15 protein-coding genes are annotated in these 17,231 nt (G+C 58.7%); 10 read left to right on the top strand and 5 right to left on the bottom strand.

Annotated features, from left to right (window positions below; all coding sequences use genetic code 11):
• Position 1: 1 nt before the first annotated feature.
• The 4 genes from IB250_RS14240 to IB250_RS14255 all read right to left on the bottom strand — a co-directional run bounded on the left by IB250_RS14240 (position 2) and on the right by IB250_RS14255 (position 3,203).
• Positions 2-535: a polysaccharide biosynthesis/export family protein gene (locus IB250_RS14240; RefSeq protein WP_008074817.1), complete on the bottom strand. Its 534-nt coding sequence runs from the start codon at positions 533-535 to the stop codon at positions 2-4.
• 17 nt (positions 536-552) lie between these two features.
• Entirely contained in the window at positions 553-1,707 is a 1,155-nt protein-coding gene (locus tag IB250_RS14245; protein ID WP_192344554.1) for an outer membrane beta-barrel protein, read from the bottom strand.
• Positions 1,708-1,933: 226 nt separating this feature from the next.
• Positions 1,934-2,455: a transcription/translation regulatory transformer protein RfaH gene (gene rfaH / locus IB250_RS14250; protein WP_192344555.1), complete on the bottom strand. Its 522-nt coding sequence runs from the start codon at positions 2,453-2,455 to the stop codon at positions 1,934-1,936.
• Positions 2,456-2,969: 514 nt separating this feature from the next.
• A complete protein-coding gene (locus IB250_RS14255) occupies positions 2,970-3,203 on the bottom strand; it encodes a hypothetical protein (protein ID WP_192344766.1) in 234 nt (77 codons plus the stop codon).
• Between IB250_RS14255 and IB250_RS14260 the strand changes: the two genes are divergently transcribed.
• The 8 genes from IB250_RS14260 (at position 3,195) to otnI (ending at position 14,196) form a co-directional block, all read left to right on the top strand.
• Positions 3,195-5,282, top strand: coding sequence for a TonB-dependent siderophore receptor (locus tag IB250_RS14260; RefSeq protein WP_412548344.1), 2,088 nt, complete (start codon positions 3,195-3,197; stop codon positions 5,280-5,282). The two genes, IB250_RS14255 and IB250_RS14260, sit on opposite strands and share 9 nt — an antisense overlap.
• 118 nt (positions 5,283-5,400) lie before the next feature.
• On the top strand, positions 5,401-7,524 hold the full coding sequence (locus IB250_RS14265; RefSeq protein WP_192344557.1) for a TonB-dependent siderophore receptor: 2,124 nt from the start codon (positions 5,401-5,403) through the stop codon (positions 7,522-7,524).
• A 515-nt stretch (positions 7,525-8,039) separates the two neighbouring features.
• Positions 8,040-8,744, top strand: coding sequence for a FadR/GntR family transcriptional regulator (locus IB250_RS14270; protein ID WP_192344558.1), 705 nt, complete (start codon positions 8,040-8,042; stop codon positions 8,742-8,744).
• Positions 8,745-8,785: 41 nt separating this feature from the next.
• Positions 8,786-9,691: an L-threonate dehydrogenase gene (gene ltnD, locus IB250_RS14275; RefSeq protein WP_192344559.1), complete on the top strand. Its 906-nt coding sequence runs from the start codon at positions 8,786-8,788 to the stop codon at positions 9,689-9,691.
• 10 nt (positions 9,692-9,701) lie between these two features.
• A complete protein-coding gene (otnK, locus tag IB250_RS14280; RefSeq protein WP_192344560.1) occupies positions 9,702-10,994 on the top strand; it encodes a 3-oxo-tetronate kinase in 1,293 nt (430 codons plus the stop codon).
• A gap of 20 nt (positions 10,995-11,014) precedes the next feature.
• A complete protein-coding gene (locus IB250_RS14285) occupies positions 11,015-11,653 on the top strand; it encodes an aldolase (RefSeq protein WP_185022088.1) in 639 nt (212 codons plus the stop codon).
• A gap of 184 nt (positions 11,654-11,837) precedes the next feature.
• Complete coding sequence (locus IB250_RS14290; RefSeq protein WP_192344561.1) at positions 11,838-13,298, top strand: SLC13 family permease; 1,461 nt, start codon at positions 11,838-11,840, stop codon at positions 13,296-13,298.
• Between the two features lie 115 nt (positions 13,299-13,413).
• A complete protein-coding gene (otnI, locus tag IB250_RS14295; protein WP_192344562.1) occupies positions 13,414-14,196 on the top strand; it encodes a 2-oxo-tetronate isomerase in 783 nt (260 codons plus the stop codon).
• 4 nt (positions 14,197-14,200) lie between these two features.
• Here otnI and IB250_RS14300 read toward each other — a convergent pair whose 3' ends face one another.
• On the bottom strand, positions 14,201-15,019 hold the full coding sequence (locus IB250_RS14300) for a DeoR/GlpR family DNA-binding transcription regulator (protein WP_063343788.1): 819 nt from the start codon (positions 15,017-15,019) through the stop codon (positions 14,201-14,203).
• A gap of 302 nt (positions 15,020-15,321) precedes the next feature.
• Here IB250_RS14300 and IB250_RS14305 point away from each other — a divergent pair, with 302 nt between their 5' ends.
• Positions 15,322-16,179: a sugar phosphate isomerase/epimerase family protein gene (locus tag IB250_RS14305; protein ID WP_192344563.1), complete on the top strand. Its 858-nt coding sequence runs from the start codon at positions 15,322-15,324 to the stop codon at positions 16,177-16,179.
• Positions 16,172-17,221: an isopenicillin N synthase family dioxygenase gene (locus tag IB250_RS14310; protein ID WP_192344564.1), complete on the top strand. Its 1,050-nt coding sequence runs from the start codon at positions 16,172-16,174 to the stop codon at positions 17,219-17,221. Before IB250_RS14305 ends, IB250_RS14310 begins: the two co-directional genes overlap by 8 nt.
• Positions 17,222-17,231 lie beyond the last annotated feature (10 nt).

The following is a 17,231-nucleotide window of genomic DNA, read 5'->3' on the forward strand; positions in this document are numbered from 1 at the left end:
ATTAGAAAAAGCCTTGTGCTATGGATATGGTGTCACCGGGGCCGATGGCAGTGCTGCGCGTGATCTTGTCGGTCAGTGGTGGGGAGCCATCACCGCGCACGATGGTCACTCGCTTGATCGAGGCTCGTTCGGTCAGGCCGCCGCCCAGGGCGATGGCTTTCTCCAGCGTCAGCCCGGGTTCGAACGGATAGCTGCCGGGTTTCTGGACCTCTCCATTGATGTAGAACGAGCGGTAGGCGATCAGGTTGAGGCTGACCTTGGGGTCGACCAGATAACCTTGCTTGAGCCCGTCGACGATGAGTTTTTCTACCTGCTGGGGCGTGAGTCCCTTGGCGGCAATGTCACCCAGAAATGGATAGGAAAACATTCCGGCATCGTTGAGGCGGATTTTTTCGAAGCTCAGGTCCCGCTCACCGAACACAGTGATACGCAATACATCGCCGGCTGCCAGTTTGTACTGGGCGCCGGTGTCTGCTGCAAACGTCACGGGCAACAGCCACGGCACGAACAACAAGCCAAGCATTCGCGAGTTCATGGGGAAAACCTCTTCTCTTAGAGACTTACGTTGAAGCTGAGCAAGAAGATGTTGCGTTCAAAACTCTGATTGTCGACATCGGAGTCATCGTTGCGGTAGCGATAGCCCAGCTCGATATCCAGCCAGCGGCGCATTGCGTATTCCACGCCGAGGTTGTAGTCACGAAGGTCGTCGGTGCGGTTCTGCCCTTCGTACTCGTAACGGCCAAGGCCGACTTCGGCCACTGTGGTGATGCGTTCGGTCCAGCCATGACGCCAGCCGACCAGCGCCGTGGTGGTCTTGACGGCATCAGCACCGTCGTCGCCCTCGGCCATGGCCTGGCGGGCAACAAAGAAGAAGGTCGAATAGGTGCGTGGTTTCCAGCGCAGATCCACTTGCCAGGTCGGGTTGCTGAGGTCATCGACATCGCTGTCGTCGAAGTTCTTGCGCTCATAACCAACACGGACTTTGCCGGTGGTGCGTGCGGTGAAATCCCATTCGGCACCGGCGAGGACCGCATCGGATGTGCTGTTGAGACGGCTGTTGGACTCGTAATCAAAGACGGTATGGTCGTATTCCAGTAATCCACGTGTATTGCTGCCAATGCGGTGGTACCACGTGGTGGTCAGGCCAGTGGTATCGCGCTCTTTGTCGTCGTTGATGCCACCTGAATTGTCGTAGCGAAGTTGGGCGTAACTGGCGCCCAGATCAATCTGATTGGCAGCGCTCCTGGCACCGTAGGTATAGAGACCGTTAACGCGATTAGTGCGAATCTTGTCATTGACGCCATCGACAGCGGTCGACGTCGTACGCTCGTATTTACGTGTTTCCGCATCGAGTTTCAGTCGATGGCGGTCGGTGAATTCCATGATGCTATTGAGGCGCAAGCGTTGCGCCGTATTCGAGGCATCCGAGTCGTCATGATAAATGTACCGGGTAGGCTGCCAGATGAGTCGGGTAGCACTGTTGCGGTCTTCAGCCTTGAGTTCGAAGGTGGGCGCCACTTTTGTCACCAGGGAAGACTGCGCCCGCTCCAGTTCGCGGAAGTTGTCATCATAACTTTCTGAAAACAGCAGGGTAGGGGTGAAGTCGAACCCATAAATATCAATGGACTGGGGATCAAGACTCCAGGCCGTTCCGGGACACAAATAGATCATGAACAGTGCGAAAGGGCCGCGGGTCTTGAGAGTCATATCATTGCTCCAAGGGGTGAGTTCAATGACTATAGACCGGAAAAACAGTGAGTAAATAGGGCTGTGCAATGCCGGCAGCAATCAATAATTCATTGGTCGGGCAGGAGTTTTCAGGTTTAATCGGGGTGGGGTTAAATAGTTAATACTGGTGCTGGCAATAACAGACTCTAATTTGAGTTGCGCAGCTTGTTGTAAGATACAAAAGTTAAAAAGGGCAATGATATATTTATAGACAAGGCCGAGATCGCGCAATGTCAGTTAATGGCACGCGGACCTGATGCTCTCTATTCAAAAAGTGAAGAAGGATCATGACTCGTTCATCACCTAACATGCTCAGGAAAATACCTTCCAGTGTCGACAGTGGTCCTCGGGTTATTTGCAGCGTTTCCCCAGGTTTGAACGGTTGAGAGGCCTGCATTACGGGTGGCTTAAAACACCGGGTACGCAGATGCTCGATGACATCGTCCGGGACGATTGCCGGGCCGTGGTTGAAGTCGACGAGGCGGCTGACACCGCGGGTAGAACGCAGGGGCGCCCATTTGTCGTCATGGCTCAGCTGAATGAAAAGATACCCCGGGAAGAGAGGTTCGAGCGATTGATGGGGTTTGCCATGAATCAGGCGCTCGCTAATAATTTGCGGACAAAATATAACGTAGTTTTGTCGCAATAGATTGATTTGTGCCCGTTCATCCTGGCGCGGCTTGCATTGCAAAAGATACCAGTTGGAACCTTGGGTACTCGTCAGCATTCTGGCAAGCTCCGGAATATGGGTTAAGCATGCCTGTTCACGCCTCAGCAATGCCACTGCCCCTCCAATGAACGCTTTAGAGTAGGTGGAATTGCGAAAGTGTTAAGTCACTGGAACAGGTGTGTCAATAATGAAACATGTAATGGGCAAGTAACGATAGAACACCCAAGTCAATAATTTGGCGTGAGCGCCGTGCAGCTAGTTTGCTTTGTTGGACGGCGCTCAAATAGAACTTTTGATCGAAAAGTGTAAAGGTTACTTAACGCTATCAGTGATATCGATGTGTCATCAGATCGTTGCGATGGGCAAAGCTACCGCAGGGTCCGAACTCTCGGTCCTATGAAAAATAAACACTGTCTATCGTGAACTTAATCGCTGGGGGCTGACGTATATCTATTAAAGGAATTACATCTTTTTATACGTCGACCCTGTTAGGTATCGACCACTCCAGACGGCCTGTCAAATGTCACTAGTCAAAAATATAGCCTTCTGTCCAATAATCTATTAAAAGCCCTCAAGCCATTGTTTTAACGGGCCATTTTTTTTGACGCACACAGAGTACTTGCTGAAACCGACCGGCAGACAACACACAAAACCCTCCTAAATCAAAAGCGGGCAGATGGCGGTCAAGGGTATTTACTGAAAATAGATCGCACAATACAATGAGAATCGTTACTACTAACTCATCGAGTGCGACGTCTTGAGCCAGCCCCACCCCTTCGCCCGCCGCAAGATCTTCATGAAACACGCGTTGCCGACGCTCTCCTGCGTTATGTTTGCCAGTCCTCTGTGGGCACAGGCACCCCTCGAACTGCCGACCACGGATATTCAGGCAAGCCGCGTGAGCCAGGACACGAGCTACACCACCTCTCAAGCCAGCACCGCGAGCAAAAGCAATGTGCCGATCAAGGAAGAGGCGCAATCGGTCAATGTGGTCACCCAACAGACCCTGGCTGACTATCAGGTGCGCTCGCTGGACGACGCCATGAAGTTTGTCAGTGGTGTCAGCCAGGGCAATACCTTGGGCAACTCGCGGGACTCCCTGGTCAAGCGCGGTTTTGGCACCAACGACGACGGCTCGATCCTGCGCGATGGCGTGCGTTCCAATATGGGCCACAACTTCAGCGCCACCACGGATCGTGTGGAAGTGCTCAAAGGGCCTGCTTCAATGCTGTACGGCGCGCTGGAGCCTGGCGGATTGATCAACGTGATCAGCAAGAAACCTGAATACACCCAGAGCACGACGCTCAGCGGCTCGGCCTATAGCGAAGGCGGCGGCACCCTGGCCGTGGACACCACCGGGCCTTTGGGAGACACGGGCCTGGCCTATCGCCTGATTGCCGAACGCGGCCATGAGGATTATTGGCGCAACTATGGTGTGAACGAGAGCACCCTGGTCGCGCCATCGCTGAGCTGGACCGGTGACCGCGCCAGTCTGACCCTGAGCTACGAATACAACGATTATTCCAGCCCCTTCGACCGCGGCACCGTGTTCACCAACGGTCATCCGGCGGACATCGACTACGACAAGCGCCTCGACGAACGCTGGGCGAAAAGCGTCGGTATCCGTGAAGTGGCCACCGCGCGTTTCGAGTATCAGTTGAGTGACGATTGGAAAACCCGCGTCACCTACGGCTGGAACAACGACCGCTACAGCCTCTCGATTGCCCAGCCGAATGCGTTGACCGGCAACAATCTGCGACGTGCTGCCAACGGTGCTCACTACGACGATGAAACCCGTTACGCCAGTTGGGATTTCATCGGCCAGCAGGAGCTGTTCGGCCAACGCCATGACCTGCTGATCGGCGCGGATACTGAAGCGTCCGACCAATTCCGTGGCAAAACCTACCGTAATACCCCGCGGTCAGGCTTCGACATCACCGCGCCAATTTATGGGCGTTTGGCTGAGCCCAGTCTGGTCAGTGCCACGCAAAGTGATCTGAGCAATCAGCTGACCTCAAGCTCCGTGTACTTCAAGGATAACTGGCACCTCGATGACCGCTGGATCCTGGTCCTCGGCGGTCGTCAGCAGCATTACGATCAGTACAGCGATCAGGGCCGAGGCAGCAGCTATACCGTCAACCGCGACGATAATGGCGATGCCTTCGTGCCATTTTTGGGCCTGGTCTACAAAGCCACCGATACCTTGTCGCTGTATGGCAACTACAGCCGTTCGTTCAAGCCCAATACCGAAGTCGACGATGCCGGCCACACCTTCGATCCGGAGGAGGGCCGCAGCTACGAGGTCGGTGCGAAGTACGATCCGCTGCCGGGGCTGAACATCAACCTTGCGCTGTTCGACATCGTCAAGAATAACGTGGTGACCAGCCAGTCGATCGGTGGCGTCAGTCTTTCGGAGGCGGCGGGCAAGGTCGGTTCACAGGGCCTGGAACTGGACATCACCGGGCGTGTGGCCGAGCGCTGGGACCTGATCGGTACCTACGCTTACACCCACACGGAAATCCTCGACGATCCGGATGACGAAGGTCATCGCCTTGCCGATGCGCCCAAGCACACCGCGAGCCTGTACCTCACCCATCACCTGAACATTCCTGCGGAATTCGGGGCCTGGCATACCGGCGCTGGCGCACGTTACATCGGCGAGCGCGCGGCCAACAACGCCAACGATTTCTGGCTGAGCAGCTACACCGTGGCCGATGCCTTCGTGCGTTGGGAAGCGCCGATGTTCGGCTACAAGACTTCGCTGCAATTCAACGTCGACAACCTGTTCGACAAACAGTACTACCCGTCCTCTACCGGCACCCAACTGGCAGTCAATGTCGGCGAACCGCGTACGGCACGCCTGAGCGCCAGTGTGACGTTCTGATCTTTTGCATTGAGACGCCCCCGTTTCGCTGGTTTTGTACCGGTCGGAACGGGGGGCGCCTCACTCTTTATTCGCCGGGCTCCTGATGTGCCCGGCATCTTCTTAAGGTTGTATGTCGATGCGTCGAACTCTCGTTTCTCTGTGTGTGATCCAAGCCATTTCCCAGACCACCTGGGCTGACCAGGCACCGACTGATCCTGCGTCAATAGAGTTACAAGCGATCGACATCAACGGCACATTCGAAGAGCCGGCCCAGGGCCCGGTCCAGGGGTATCGAGCGACTCGTTCGGCCAGTGCGACGCGCACCGACACTCCGATTCATGAAACCCCACAATCCATCAGCGTGGTCACCCGGGATGTCGTGGAAGACCTCGGCGCCACCCGCCTGCAAGACGCTCTCGATTACGCCGGTGGCGTGGGCCGTGCGAACAATTTCGGTGGCCAGGGCCTGACCACTTTTACCGTGCGTGGCTTTACCACCGGGGAGTTCTACCGCAACGGCTTCCCGATCAACCGCGGTTATCCGAATATGCCCGACGCCAATACCATCGAGCGCCTGGAGGTCCTGCGCGGGCCAGCCACCACGCTCTATGGCCGTGGCGACCCGGGCGGCACCTTCAACGTGGTGTCCAAACAACCCCTGGCCGAGCGCACCGTCACCCTGGGCAGTCAGCTCAATGATCAGGGCATGCGTCGCGCAACGATGGATGCCACAGGTCCGCTGGACGATGAAGGGCGACTGGCCTACCGGCTGAACGTGATAGGCGAGGGTGGCGACACCTTCCGTGATCACGTTGAAAACGAGCGTTACGGTGTGGCGCCGGTCCTCGGGTGGCAGGTCAACGACACTACCCGTATCACCTTCGAAGGCGATTTCATGCGCAATAACGCGCCGCTCGATCGAGGTGTGACCCGCTATCGCAATCAGATCGGTGTCGCGTCGCGGGATACTTTTTTCGGTGAAAAGGATATCGGCAAGCTGCACAACGACAACAACATGGCGCAACTGCGTTTCGAACATTTCCTGAACGACAACTGGACTTTTGGCGGTGGCACGCAATTTCTCGACGGCAGTCTGCAAGGCAATGCCATTGAAGGCAATGGGGTCGCTGCCGACGGCCGAACGTTGGGACGCAACTTCAATTACCGCAAACTGGAATGGCGTGACCGCGATGTGCAGTTGAACCTGACCGGGCATTTATCCACGGCCGGATTCGACCACACGTTGCTCACGGGCATCGAGTATGAGGATTACGATTACAAGTCGATCATCCGTCGTTCCAGTGGGGCGGTGAGTGCCTACCCGATCGATATTTTTGATCCGGTCTATGGCCAGCCGCGTCCAGCGCTGACCCGCACCACCACCAATGATCAGGAAAACCTCAAGACCTATGCCGCTTTCGTGCAAGATCAGGTAACGCTGACCGAGCGCTTGAAAGTCTTGGCAGGCGTACGTTTCGAACGCTTCGAACATGATTACGACAACAACCTCGTCAACGGTGTGAGCTGGACCAACAGCGACAACGCTGTCACCCCGCGCCTGGGGCTGATCTACGATCTGACCCCGACCGTGGCGATCTATGCCGACACGGCGCGGTCCTTCAAGCCCAACAGCGGTGCCAGTCGAACGGGCGGCGGCTTCAAACCTGAAGAAGGCAAATCCTACGAGGTGGGCGTCAAGTGGCAGGCCCTTGATCGTCAGCTAAGCGTGGATGCCGCGGTGTATCAGATCGAAAAACGCAATGTCCTGACGACAGACCCGGTGGACTCGACCTTCAGCGTTGCGGCGGGTGAAGTTCGTAGCCGTGGCTTTGATCTGAACGTGGCCGGCAACCTCACGCCAGAGTGGCGCATGATCGGTGGCTACGCCTACGTGGATGCCGAAGTCACCCAGGACAACGTGCTGAAGTCAGGCACCCGCCTGGTGAACATTCCGCGCAACAGTTTCAGCCTGCTGAACGTCTACGAGTTTCAGGACGGTGGCCTCAAAGGACTGGGCCTGGGGCTGGGTGCCAAGTATGTCGACGAGCGCGCCGGCCAGACCGCGGCCAATGCCTTCTCCATGGATAGCTACGAGGTGTTTGACCTGCTCAGCTTTTACAAAGTCAACGAGCACCTGCGGCTTAACCTCGACCTGAAGAATGTGTTCGACAGTCACTACGATGAAGGCGCCTTTGGCAACGTTTACGCTTATCCGGGCGCGCCGAGAACCGTGCAGATGGGAATTTCATACACCTTGTAGAGAGCGCTTTTCCGGGCTGTTGCCTGGAGGGCGCACTTTTATACGCGCCACATGAACAACCTGCACCAGTCGGAGGCGGCGTAATCAACGTTCGCCTCCGATCGTTTTCAGTGTCGGAAATGGTTGCCCTGATCATCCGCTTTTCCAGCGACGTTGGCTCACCACTGTCTGCATTCGCAGCCCTCGGTCAATGACGATCGATTGGGAAATGAACTGTGGCGAGGGGGCTTGCCCCCGTTTGAGTGCGTAGCGCTCACAAAATCTTTGGTACACAAGAGATTCCAGGGCTGCTTAGCAGCCCAACGGGGGCATTACTCAAAACGCCCACCGACTCATTCCTCGATAACAAACACTCCTGCCAGTTGGATCCCACTGAGCAGTGATTGCCCGTTCCTCCAGTTCGCATGTTAAAAAATGTTATTTTAAAAAAATACTTCACATAATCCGTTCATTGGGGGATTATCTGCTCAACCTGTATGACAACCTGATAACAAGACAAAAACAGGATGGCTACGATGTTCGACAAGGTCCCGACTCGCGTGCTGAGTGACAGCGTCGCTCAGCAGTTGCTGGACAAGATTGACAGCGGTGTGTTCGCCACCGGCAGCAAACTGCCCAGTGAAGCCATGCTCTCGGAAGCCTTCGGTGTCAGTCGCACCGTGGTCCGCGAAGCCATCTCCCGTCTCAAGAACGAAGGCGTGCTGCAGCCTCAACAAGGGCGCGGCATCTTCGTTACCGCCAACGCCAATATCCGCCCGCTGCGTATCGATTACGCCGAAGCCAATCTGCCCGGCAGTGTCTTTCACCTGTTGGCGCTGCGACGTGCCATCGAGGCGGAAATCGCCAGCGAGGCGGCGCTCAATCGCAGCGAGGCGGATCTGGTGCAGATTGACGAGGCGCTGGCACACATTGATGAAGAGGTTGATGAAGGGCAGGACGGTGTGCGTGCCGACGTGGCTTTTCACCGCGCCATCGCTCAAGCCACGGGCAATCCCTACTTTCTCAAGACCCTGGAATTCGTCAGTCAGTACCTGGAGGCCGCGACTCGCATCACCCGCACCAACGAGGCGGGCAGGGCGGATTTCTCCCGTCAGGTGCATGAAGAACACCAGGCGATCGTCGCGGCCATTCGGCTGCGCGATCCACTTGCCGCCGGGCATGCCGCCCGTGCCCATATCTATAACGCGGCCCGCCGCCTGCGCCTTGCTGGCGTGGAATAGGCCGCTGTTTTCCTCGTAAGCCGGTAACTAAGGAGTACCCCATGAATAACAAGAATGTCGGTGTTGTCGGTCTGGGCGCGATGGGCCTGGGCATTGCCCGCTCACTGTTGCGCAGCGGCTTTAATGTGCTTGCCTGCGATGTGCGTGCCGCGGTGACGGAACAGTTTGCCAGCGAGGGTGGCGTGGCGTGTGCTTCGCCCGCGCACATGGCTGCAGAATGCGACGTGATCATTACCGTGGTGGTGAATGCCGAGCAGACCGAAACCGTGTTGTTTGGCGAGGGTGGTGCCGTCGCTGCGTTGCGCCCTGGCAGCCTGGTGATCGGTTGCGCCACCGTCGCGCCGACCTACGCCGTGGACCTGGGCCAGCGCCTGACCGAGCAAGGCTTGCTGTATCTGGATGCGCCGATTTCCGGTGGCGCGGCCAAGGCGGCTGCCGGTGAAATGACCATGATGACGTCTGGCCCGGCCGATGCTTATGCCATGGCCGACGCGGTCCTCGCAGGCATGGCCGGCAAGGTCTATCGCCTGGGTGACACCCATGGGCTGGGCTCGAAGGTGAAGATCATCAACCAGCTGCTCGCCGGGGTACACATCGCTGCGTCGGCCGAAGCCATGGCGCTGGGTCTGCGTGAAGGTGTCGATGCCGATGCGCTGTACGAAGTGATCACCCACAGCGCTGGCAATTCCTGGATGTTCGAAAACCGTGTGCCGCACATTCTCAAGGCCGATTACACACCGTTGTCCGCGGTGGATATTTTCGTCAAGGACCTGGGCCTGGTGCTGGATACCGCACGGGCCAGCAAATTCCCGCTGCCGTTGTCGGCCACCGCCCACCAGATGTTCATGCAGGCTTCCAGCGCCGGTTTCGGTCGTGAAGACGACTCGGCGGTGATCAAGATTTTCCCCGGCATCGAGTTGCCGGCTGCCAAGACTGAGCCGGTTTGAGGAACGCCCAATGAACACCACCACTGCACGTCCATTGCTGGGCTGCATCGCCGACGATTTCACCGGTGCCACGGACCTTGCCAACATGCTGGTACGCGGCGGTATGCGCACCGTGCAAAGCATCGGCATTCCGAGCCGCGAAGTGGCTGCCGGGCTTGATGCCGATGCGATTGTCATCGCGCTGAAGTCGCGCACCATTCCCGTCGCCGAAGCGGTCGAGCAGTCCCTCGCGGCGCTGGCCTGGCTGCGTGAGCAAGGCTGCGAACAGATCTTTTTCAAATATTGCTCGACGTTTGATTCCACCGCAGCCGGCAACATCGGCCAGGTCAGCGAAGCGCTGCTGGCGGCGTTGGGCAGCGATTTCACCTTGGCGTGCCCGGCGTTTCCGGAAAATGGCCGGACGATCTTTCGCGGCCACCTGTTTGTGCAGGATCAACTGCTCAACGAGTCGGGCATGCAGCATCACCCGCTGACGCCGATGACCGACGCCAATCTGGTTCGGGTCTTGCAGTCGCAGACCGGTCTGAACGTCGGCTTGTTGCGTTACGACACCATTGCCCAAGGGGCCGAGCAGGTGCGTGAGCGCATCAACGAGCTGCGGGCTCAAGGTGTCGGCATGGCGATTGCCGATGCCTTGTCGGACCGCGATCTGTACACCCTCGGGGCCGCTTGCGCTGATTTGCCGTTGTTGACTGGCGGTTCGGGGCTTGCATTGGGCTTGCCGGAAAATTTCCGTCACGCCGGCAAACTGCGTGACCTCGACGCCTCGAAACTCCCGGCAGTATCAGGCGGTGAAGTGGTGTTGGCCGGCAGCGCTTCGATCGCTACCAATGGGCAAGTGGCCGCCTGGCTCGAAGCCGGTCGGCCAGCACTGCGGATTGATCCGTTGGCCCTGGCTGCCGGGGAACCGGTGGTCGCCCAGGCTTTGGCCTTTGCCCGTGATAACGAACAAACCGTATTGATCTACGCCACCAGCACCCCGGACGAAGTGAAGGCGGTGCAACAGCAACTCGGCGTCGAACGGGCCGGTACCTTGGTGGAGAATGCGTTGGGGGAGATCGCTCAGGGCCTTCGCCAGAGCGGCGTACGACGCTTCGTGATCGCTGGCGGTGAAACCTCGGGCGCCGTGGTTCAGGCGCTGGGTGTGCAACTGCTGCAGATCGGCGCACAAATTGATCCGGGCGTGCCGGCCACCGTCAGTAGCACCGATGAGCCTCTGGCCCTGGCACTCAAATCGGGCAACTTCGGTGGCCGGGATTTCTTCAGCAAAGCCTTGAAGCAATTGGCCGGGGATGTGCAATGAAGGGTGCAATGAACGGTGCAGTGAGTAATGAAAATGCCCTGCGCGAAGAAATCTGCCAGGTTGGTCGCAGCCTTTATGAGCGTGGTTACACGGTCGGCAGCGCCGGCAATATCAGCGCGCGTCTGGATGACGGCTGGTTGATCACACCGACCGATGTCTGCCTCGGCCGCCTCGACCCGGCGACCATCGCCAAGGTCAATCTGGCCGGCGAATGGGTGTCCGGTGACAAGCCGTCAAAGACACTGGCGCTGCATCGCCAGGTCTACGACCGCAACCCGAGCGTCGGTGGCGTGGTGCATACCCATTCCACCCATCTGGTGGCGTTGACGCTGGCCGGTGTCTGGCAGCCGGACAACATCCTGCCGCCGCTGACGCCGTATCAGGTGATGAAAGTCGGGCCTGTCCCGTTGATTGGTTACCAGCGGCCCGGCTCGCCGAAGGTGGCCGAACAGGTCGCGCAATGGGCCAACCGCGTTCGCGGCGTGATGCTCGAGCGCCTGGGGCCGGTGGTCTGGGAGAGTTCGGTCTCCAGAGCCAGCTACGCCCTGGAAGAACTCGAGGAAACCGCGCGGCTGTGGCTGATGAGCAATCCCAAGCCCGAACCGCTCGATCAGGCAGCACTGGACGAGCTGCGAGTGACTTTCGGCGCGCACTGGTAGAGCCCTGATTTTTTAACACGATAGATCGATAAGGCAGGCCCTGATCGGGAGACGCACAGCGGCTCCCCACGCCCCCGGCTTGCCTGAAAAATACAATAACAAGAGGACATCCAGGCATGACTCACCTTCACTGCGACATTTTCAGAACAACCCTTTCGTTCACCCGATGTGGAGGGCTTCTGAAATGAGCCCGTTAATCTTGATGGTTACCGCGGGGCTAGGGATCGCTCTGTTGTTGTTTCTGGTGCTCAAGTACAAGTTCCAGCCCTTCGTGGCCTTGATGCTGGTGAGCATTCTGGTGGCGCTGGTGGCCGGGGTGAAACCGGCGGATCTGGTTGCCACCATCGAAGGCGGCATGGGCAAGACCCTGGGCCATATCGCGATCATCATTGCCCTGGGCGCGATGATCGGGCGGATCATCGAACTTTCCGGCGGTGCCGAGGCGCTGGCCAAAACGTTGATTACCCGATTCGGCAACCGCCGCACGCCACTGGCACTGACGATTGCCGGGTTCATGGTCGGGGTGCCGGTGTTTTTCGAGGTCGGCGTGATCATCCTGATGCCGCTGGCCTATGGCGTCGCTCGCAGTGCGCGTAAGCCGCTGTTGGTGTTCGCGCTGCCGATGTGCGCTGCATTGTTGACCGTCCACGCCTTTCTGCCGCCACATCCGGGTGCGGTGGCCGCTGCCAGCCAATTGGGTGCCGACCTCGGTCGCGTGTTGATGTTCGGTCTGCCGATCACGGCGTTCCTCTGCTATGTCGGCTACCGCGTGGCCGGGCGCATGACCCGTCGGGTGTACCCGATGACCGACGATATTCGTGCCGAGGTCTATGGCCCACATGTCACCAACGAGGATCTGGCTGCCTGGTCCAATGGTAACGACAAGAGCCCTGAACGAGCGGCCGTGGCCGCGTCTCACATGGGTCTGGAAGAAGCCACCAGCAGCATCGTCTCCAAACTGCCATCGGCACCGCCACCGGGTTTTGGCCTGATCGTCAGCCTGATTGTGTTGCCGATCATTCTGATCCTGCTGGGAACGCTGTCCACCTCGTTGCTGCCTGCCGACTCGGTCCTGCGCGGCATCATGACCGTGCTCGGCGCGCCGCTGGTGGCGCTGCTGATCGATACTTTGCTGTGTGCCTGGTTGCTGGGTTCGCGTCGGGGCTGGAGTCGTACTCAGGTGTCTGACGTGATCGGTTCGGCCTTGCCTGGCGTGGCCATGGTGATCCTGATTGCCGGTGCTGGCGGTGTGTTCGGCAAGGTGTTGGTCGATACCGGAATCGGCGCGGTGGTCTCCGATATGCTGCGCACCACCGGTCTGCCGGTACTCGCGCTGGGCTTTCTGCTGACCATGCTGTTGCGTGCGGTTCAGGGTTCGACCACGGTGGCGCTGGTGACCACCGCCGGCATTATCAGCCCGCTGATCGCTACCCTCGATCTCACGGCAAACCACATGGCACTGTTGTGCCTGGCCATGGGCGGTGGCGGGTTGGCCATGTCCCACATCAATGATGCCGGTTACTGGATATTCACCAAATTGTCCGGGCTGAACGTGGCCGACGGCTTGCGCACCTGGACGGTGTTGACCACCTTGCTCGGCACGTTGGGTTTCGGTATTACCTTGTTGATCTGGCCGTTTGTCTAACGAAAATTGTCGACGCGATCGACACCTGTAGGAGCACGGCTTGCCGGCGAAAGCGTCCTTGAGATCGCCTTCGCCGGCAAGCCTGGCTCCTACAAAAACATAGATAGGAGCTACCATGCCTCGTTTTGCCGCCAACCTCAGCATGCTCTATCCGGAACATGAATTTCTGGACCGCTTCGCCGCCGCTGCCACCGATGGTTTCGAAGCCGTGGAATACCTGTTTCCCTACGACTACAGCGCCCAGGAACTCAAACAGCGTTTGAACGATAACGGCCTGGTTCAGGCCCTGTTCAACGCACCGCCCGGCGATTGGGCGGCGGGCGAGCGGGGCACGGTGTCGTTGCCCGGGCGGGAGAGTGAATTTCGTAGCGGTTTCGATCGCTCGCTGGAGTACGCCGCGGTGCTGGGCAACTCGCGCATCCATGTGATGGCCGGGTTGCTGCCGTCGGAAAGCGATCGCCCACGGCATCACGGCGTGTACCTGGAGAACCTGGCGTACGCCACTGCGCAGGCCGCCAAGGCTGGCATCACGGTGCTGCTGGAACCGATCAATACGCGGGACATGCCGGGCTTTTTTCTCAACCGCCAGGATCAGGCCCAGGCCATCTGCAAGGAAGTGGGCGCCACTAACCTGAAGGTTCAGTTCGACTGCTACCACTGCCAGATCGTCGAAGGGGACCTGGCCACTAAACTGCGTCGGGATTTCGATGGCATCGGCCATATCCAGATCGCCGGTGTGCCGGATCGACATGAGCCGGACTTGGGAGAAGTCAACTATCCCTACCTGTTCGAGCTGATCGACCAGTTGGGTTATGACGGCTGGGTAGGGTGCGAATACCGGCCGCGTGGTAACACATCGGCCGGCTTGCAATGGCTGCGTGACTGGAAGGCGCGCTAACGCCTTACACGTTGTTATCGCCGGGCAATAGCAGTTCCACACCCTGCTTGCGGATGCTGTCGGCCGCGGCAGGGGTCAGCGCGTCGTCGCTGAGGATGATGTCGAACTGCTCGAGCCCGGCGATCCTGTACATGCTGAATGTGCCGTACTTCGAACTGCTGGCCACCAGCACCACTTGCGAGGCCGATTGCATCGCGACCTGCTTGACCTCCACCTTCAGCGCCGAAGGTGTGGTAAGGCCGCGACGCAAATCCCAGGAACTGGTGGAGATGAACGCGATATCGGTGACGATCTGACGCAACGTGGCCACCGCCAGACCGCCCACGCACGATTGATTGGAGTGATCCAGTTGCCCGCCAGTGTGAATCACCGTGACATGGGGCGCATCGATCAACGCCTGGACAATCCCGAAATCGTTGGTTACCACAGTCATGCCCGACAGCGCCTTGATATACGGGACGATCTCCAGCGTACTCGTCCCCGCATCCAGATAGATCGTCATATCGGCATGCAGTAACCGTGCGGCGAGCTTGGCCATCGCCTGCTTCTGCGGCAACTCGACCACCGCCTTGAACTGATGGCTGGGCTCGCTATGGAGCTGGCTGGCGATTCGCACGCCACCGGTGACCGAGTAAGCACGGCCTTCCTGTTCCAGCAGCGCGATATCGCGGCGAATGGTCATGTGCGAACAGTCGAACATTTCCATCAACTGATGAACGCTCAGCACCTGATGCTTGCGCAACTGGCGCAGCATCAATTCACGGCGCTGTTCAGGGATCATCGGTGCGCCGCTTTCGGCGGCGATGTCCTTTTGACTAGGCATTCGGGCTCCAGAATGAAGAAAACCGCAGACAAGGAAAGCGGGGGCAAACATAGTAGCGAATCTACGGTGAAGGGACGAGGTGTTGCGGATCACTGTTCCCACGAGGAAACCCGCCAGCGTTAGTTTATGAATTTCTGAACTAACTATTTGCTGCAGCCTATTCAATCATTTGCCGACATGATCTTAGGATCCTCCCCACGGGACTGACGCCATCAGAGCAGCAGCCCGCAGCAACCCTTTCGACTGCCCAGTAACGCCACCAGCCCAATCCGCTAGTGGCCCGACGCAGCCGGGAGGAATGCATGAAGCTAGAGATTTTCCGCACGTTGTGGGGCTATACCGCCAGCAAGGCACAGGCCCTGGATGAATTGCTCGCCGCCGGCTTCGATGGCATCGAAGCACGCCTGCCACTTCAGGCCGATGAACGTGGCGAGTTCGGCGCTTTCCTGCGCAGTAATCAGGTTCCCTATATCTGCACATTGTTCAGTGCTTACGATGTATTGCCCGACCAGAACGCCACACCCGCCCAACACTTGGCCGACATTGATCGCAAGCTGGGCTGGGCCACGGAGCTGACCCCACGTTTCGTCAATCTGCTGGCAGGTAACGACCGCTGGCCGCAAGCATTGCAGGTCGAGTTCTTCGGCCAGGCGATGGAATTGGCCGCCAGGCATGGGGTGTTCTGCAGTTTCGAGACTCACCGCGCCCGTTCCCTATACAGCCCTTGGGTAACCCTGGAACTGATCCGCCAACTGCCGGGACTGCGTTTCACCAGTGACATCAGTCATTGGGTGGTCTGCTGTGAGCGATTGCTGGACGACCCGGCCGACGATCTTTCGACCTTCGTCGAGCGTGTGCATCACCTTCAGGCCCGGGTCGGCTATGACCAGGGCCCGCAAGTCCCTCATCCAGCCGCCCCGGAATATGCCGGTGAACTGGCGTTTCATCAGCGCCACTGGGAGGCCGTCTGGGCCTCTCAGCTTCAGCGCGGCTATTCGGTCAGCACCCTGACGCCGGAGTTCGGTGCCGACGGTTATCTGCATCACTTGCCCTTCACCAACATGCCGGTGGCCGACCTCTGGACCTTGAACCAGTGGATGGCCCGGACCGAGCGCGAACACTTCGACCGTTTCACCCGTGAAGGAACCCGCCATGAGTAATACCTCATCAACCCAGGCCAACTTCAGCAGCATCCCGGTGGTGAACATCGCGGGACTCTTCAGTATCGAGCTGGAGCACCGCCTTGCAGTGGCCGAGCAACTGGGCCGCGCCGCCAGCGATGTGGGCTTTCTGTACATCACCGGGCATGGCATCGATCCGGCGCTGATCGAGGGCCTGCGCCAGGCGGCCAGGGATTATTTTGCACAACCGCTGGAAGCCAAGATGCGCCACTACATCGGCGCCTCGCAAAGCCATAAGGGTTTCGTGCCCGAAGGTGAGGAGGTGTATTCCAAGGGCAAGCCGGATCATAAAGAGGCCTTCGATATCGGCTTCGAAGTGTCAGTGGATGACCCGCTGTTCCTCAACCGTACGCCGCTGCTGGGGCCGAACCACTGGCCCGACGTGCCGGGCTTCCAGGGCGCGGTACAAAACTACTATCAGGCGGTGTTTGCCCTTGGCCGCCGGCTGTTTGATGGCTTCGCGTTGGCCCTGGGGCTGAAGGAGGGCTATTTCGATGCGCTGGTGACTCGCCCGCCCTCCAAGCTGCGACTGATCCATTACCCCTTCGACGCCGAAGCCGTGGATGCCCCGGGTATTGGCGCGCATACCGACTACGAGTGCTTCACCATCCTGCACGCCGATCAGCCGGGGTTGGAGGTGCTTAACGATCAGGATCAGTGGATCGATGCACCGCCAATGCCCGGGGCGTTCGTGGTGAACATCGGCGACATGCTGGAAGTCATGACCGCAGGTGCCTTTGTCGCCACCGCCCACCGGGTGCGCAAGGTCGCTCAGGAGCGCTACAGCTTCCCGCTGTTCTACGCCTGCGACTATCACACGCTGATCAAACCGCTGCCGGCTTTCGCCAAGGATGCCGGGGATTACGAGGCATTGGCGATTGGCGAGCACATGTGGAGCCAAGCGCTGCAGACCTACCAGTATCTGCGCAAACGCGTGGAAAACGGCGAGCTTGAGCTGCCGTCCCGGGCTCGAAAGCCATCGAGCTTCGGCCGCCTGAAAAACACCATCACTCATTCCTAAAAAAACAACC

This window comes from Pseudomonas sp. PDM09, assembly GCF_014852305.1.
Lineage (GTDB): Bacteria > Pseudomonadota > Gammaproteobacteria > Pseudomonadales > Pseudomonadaceae > Aquipseudomonas.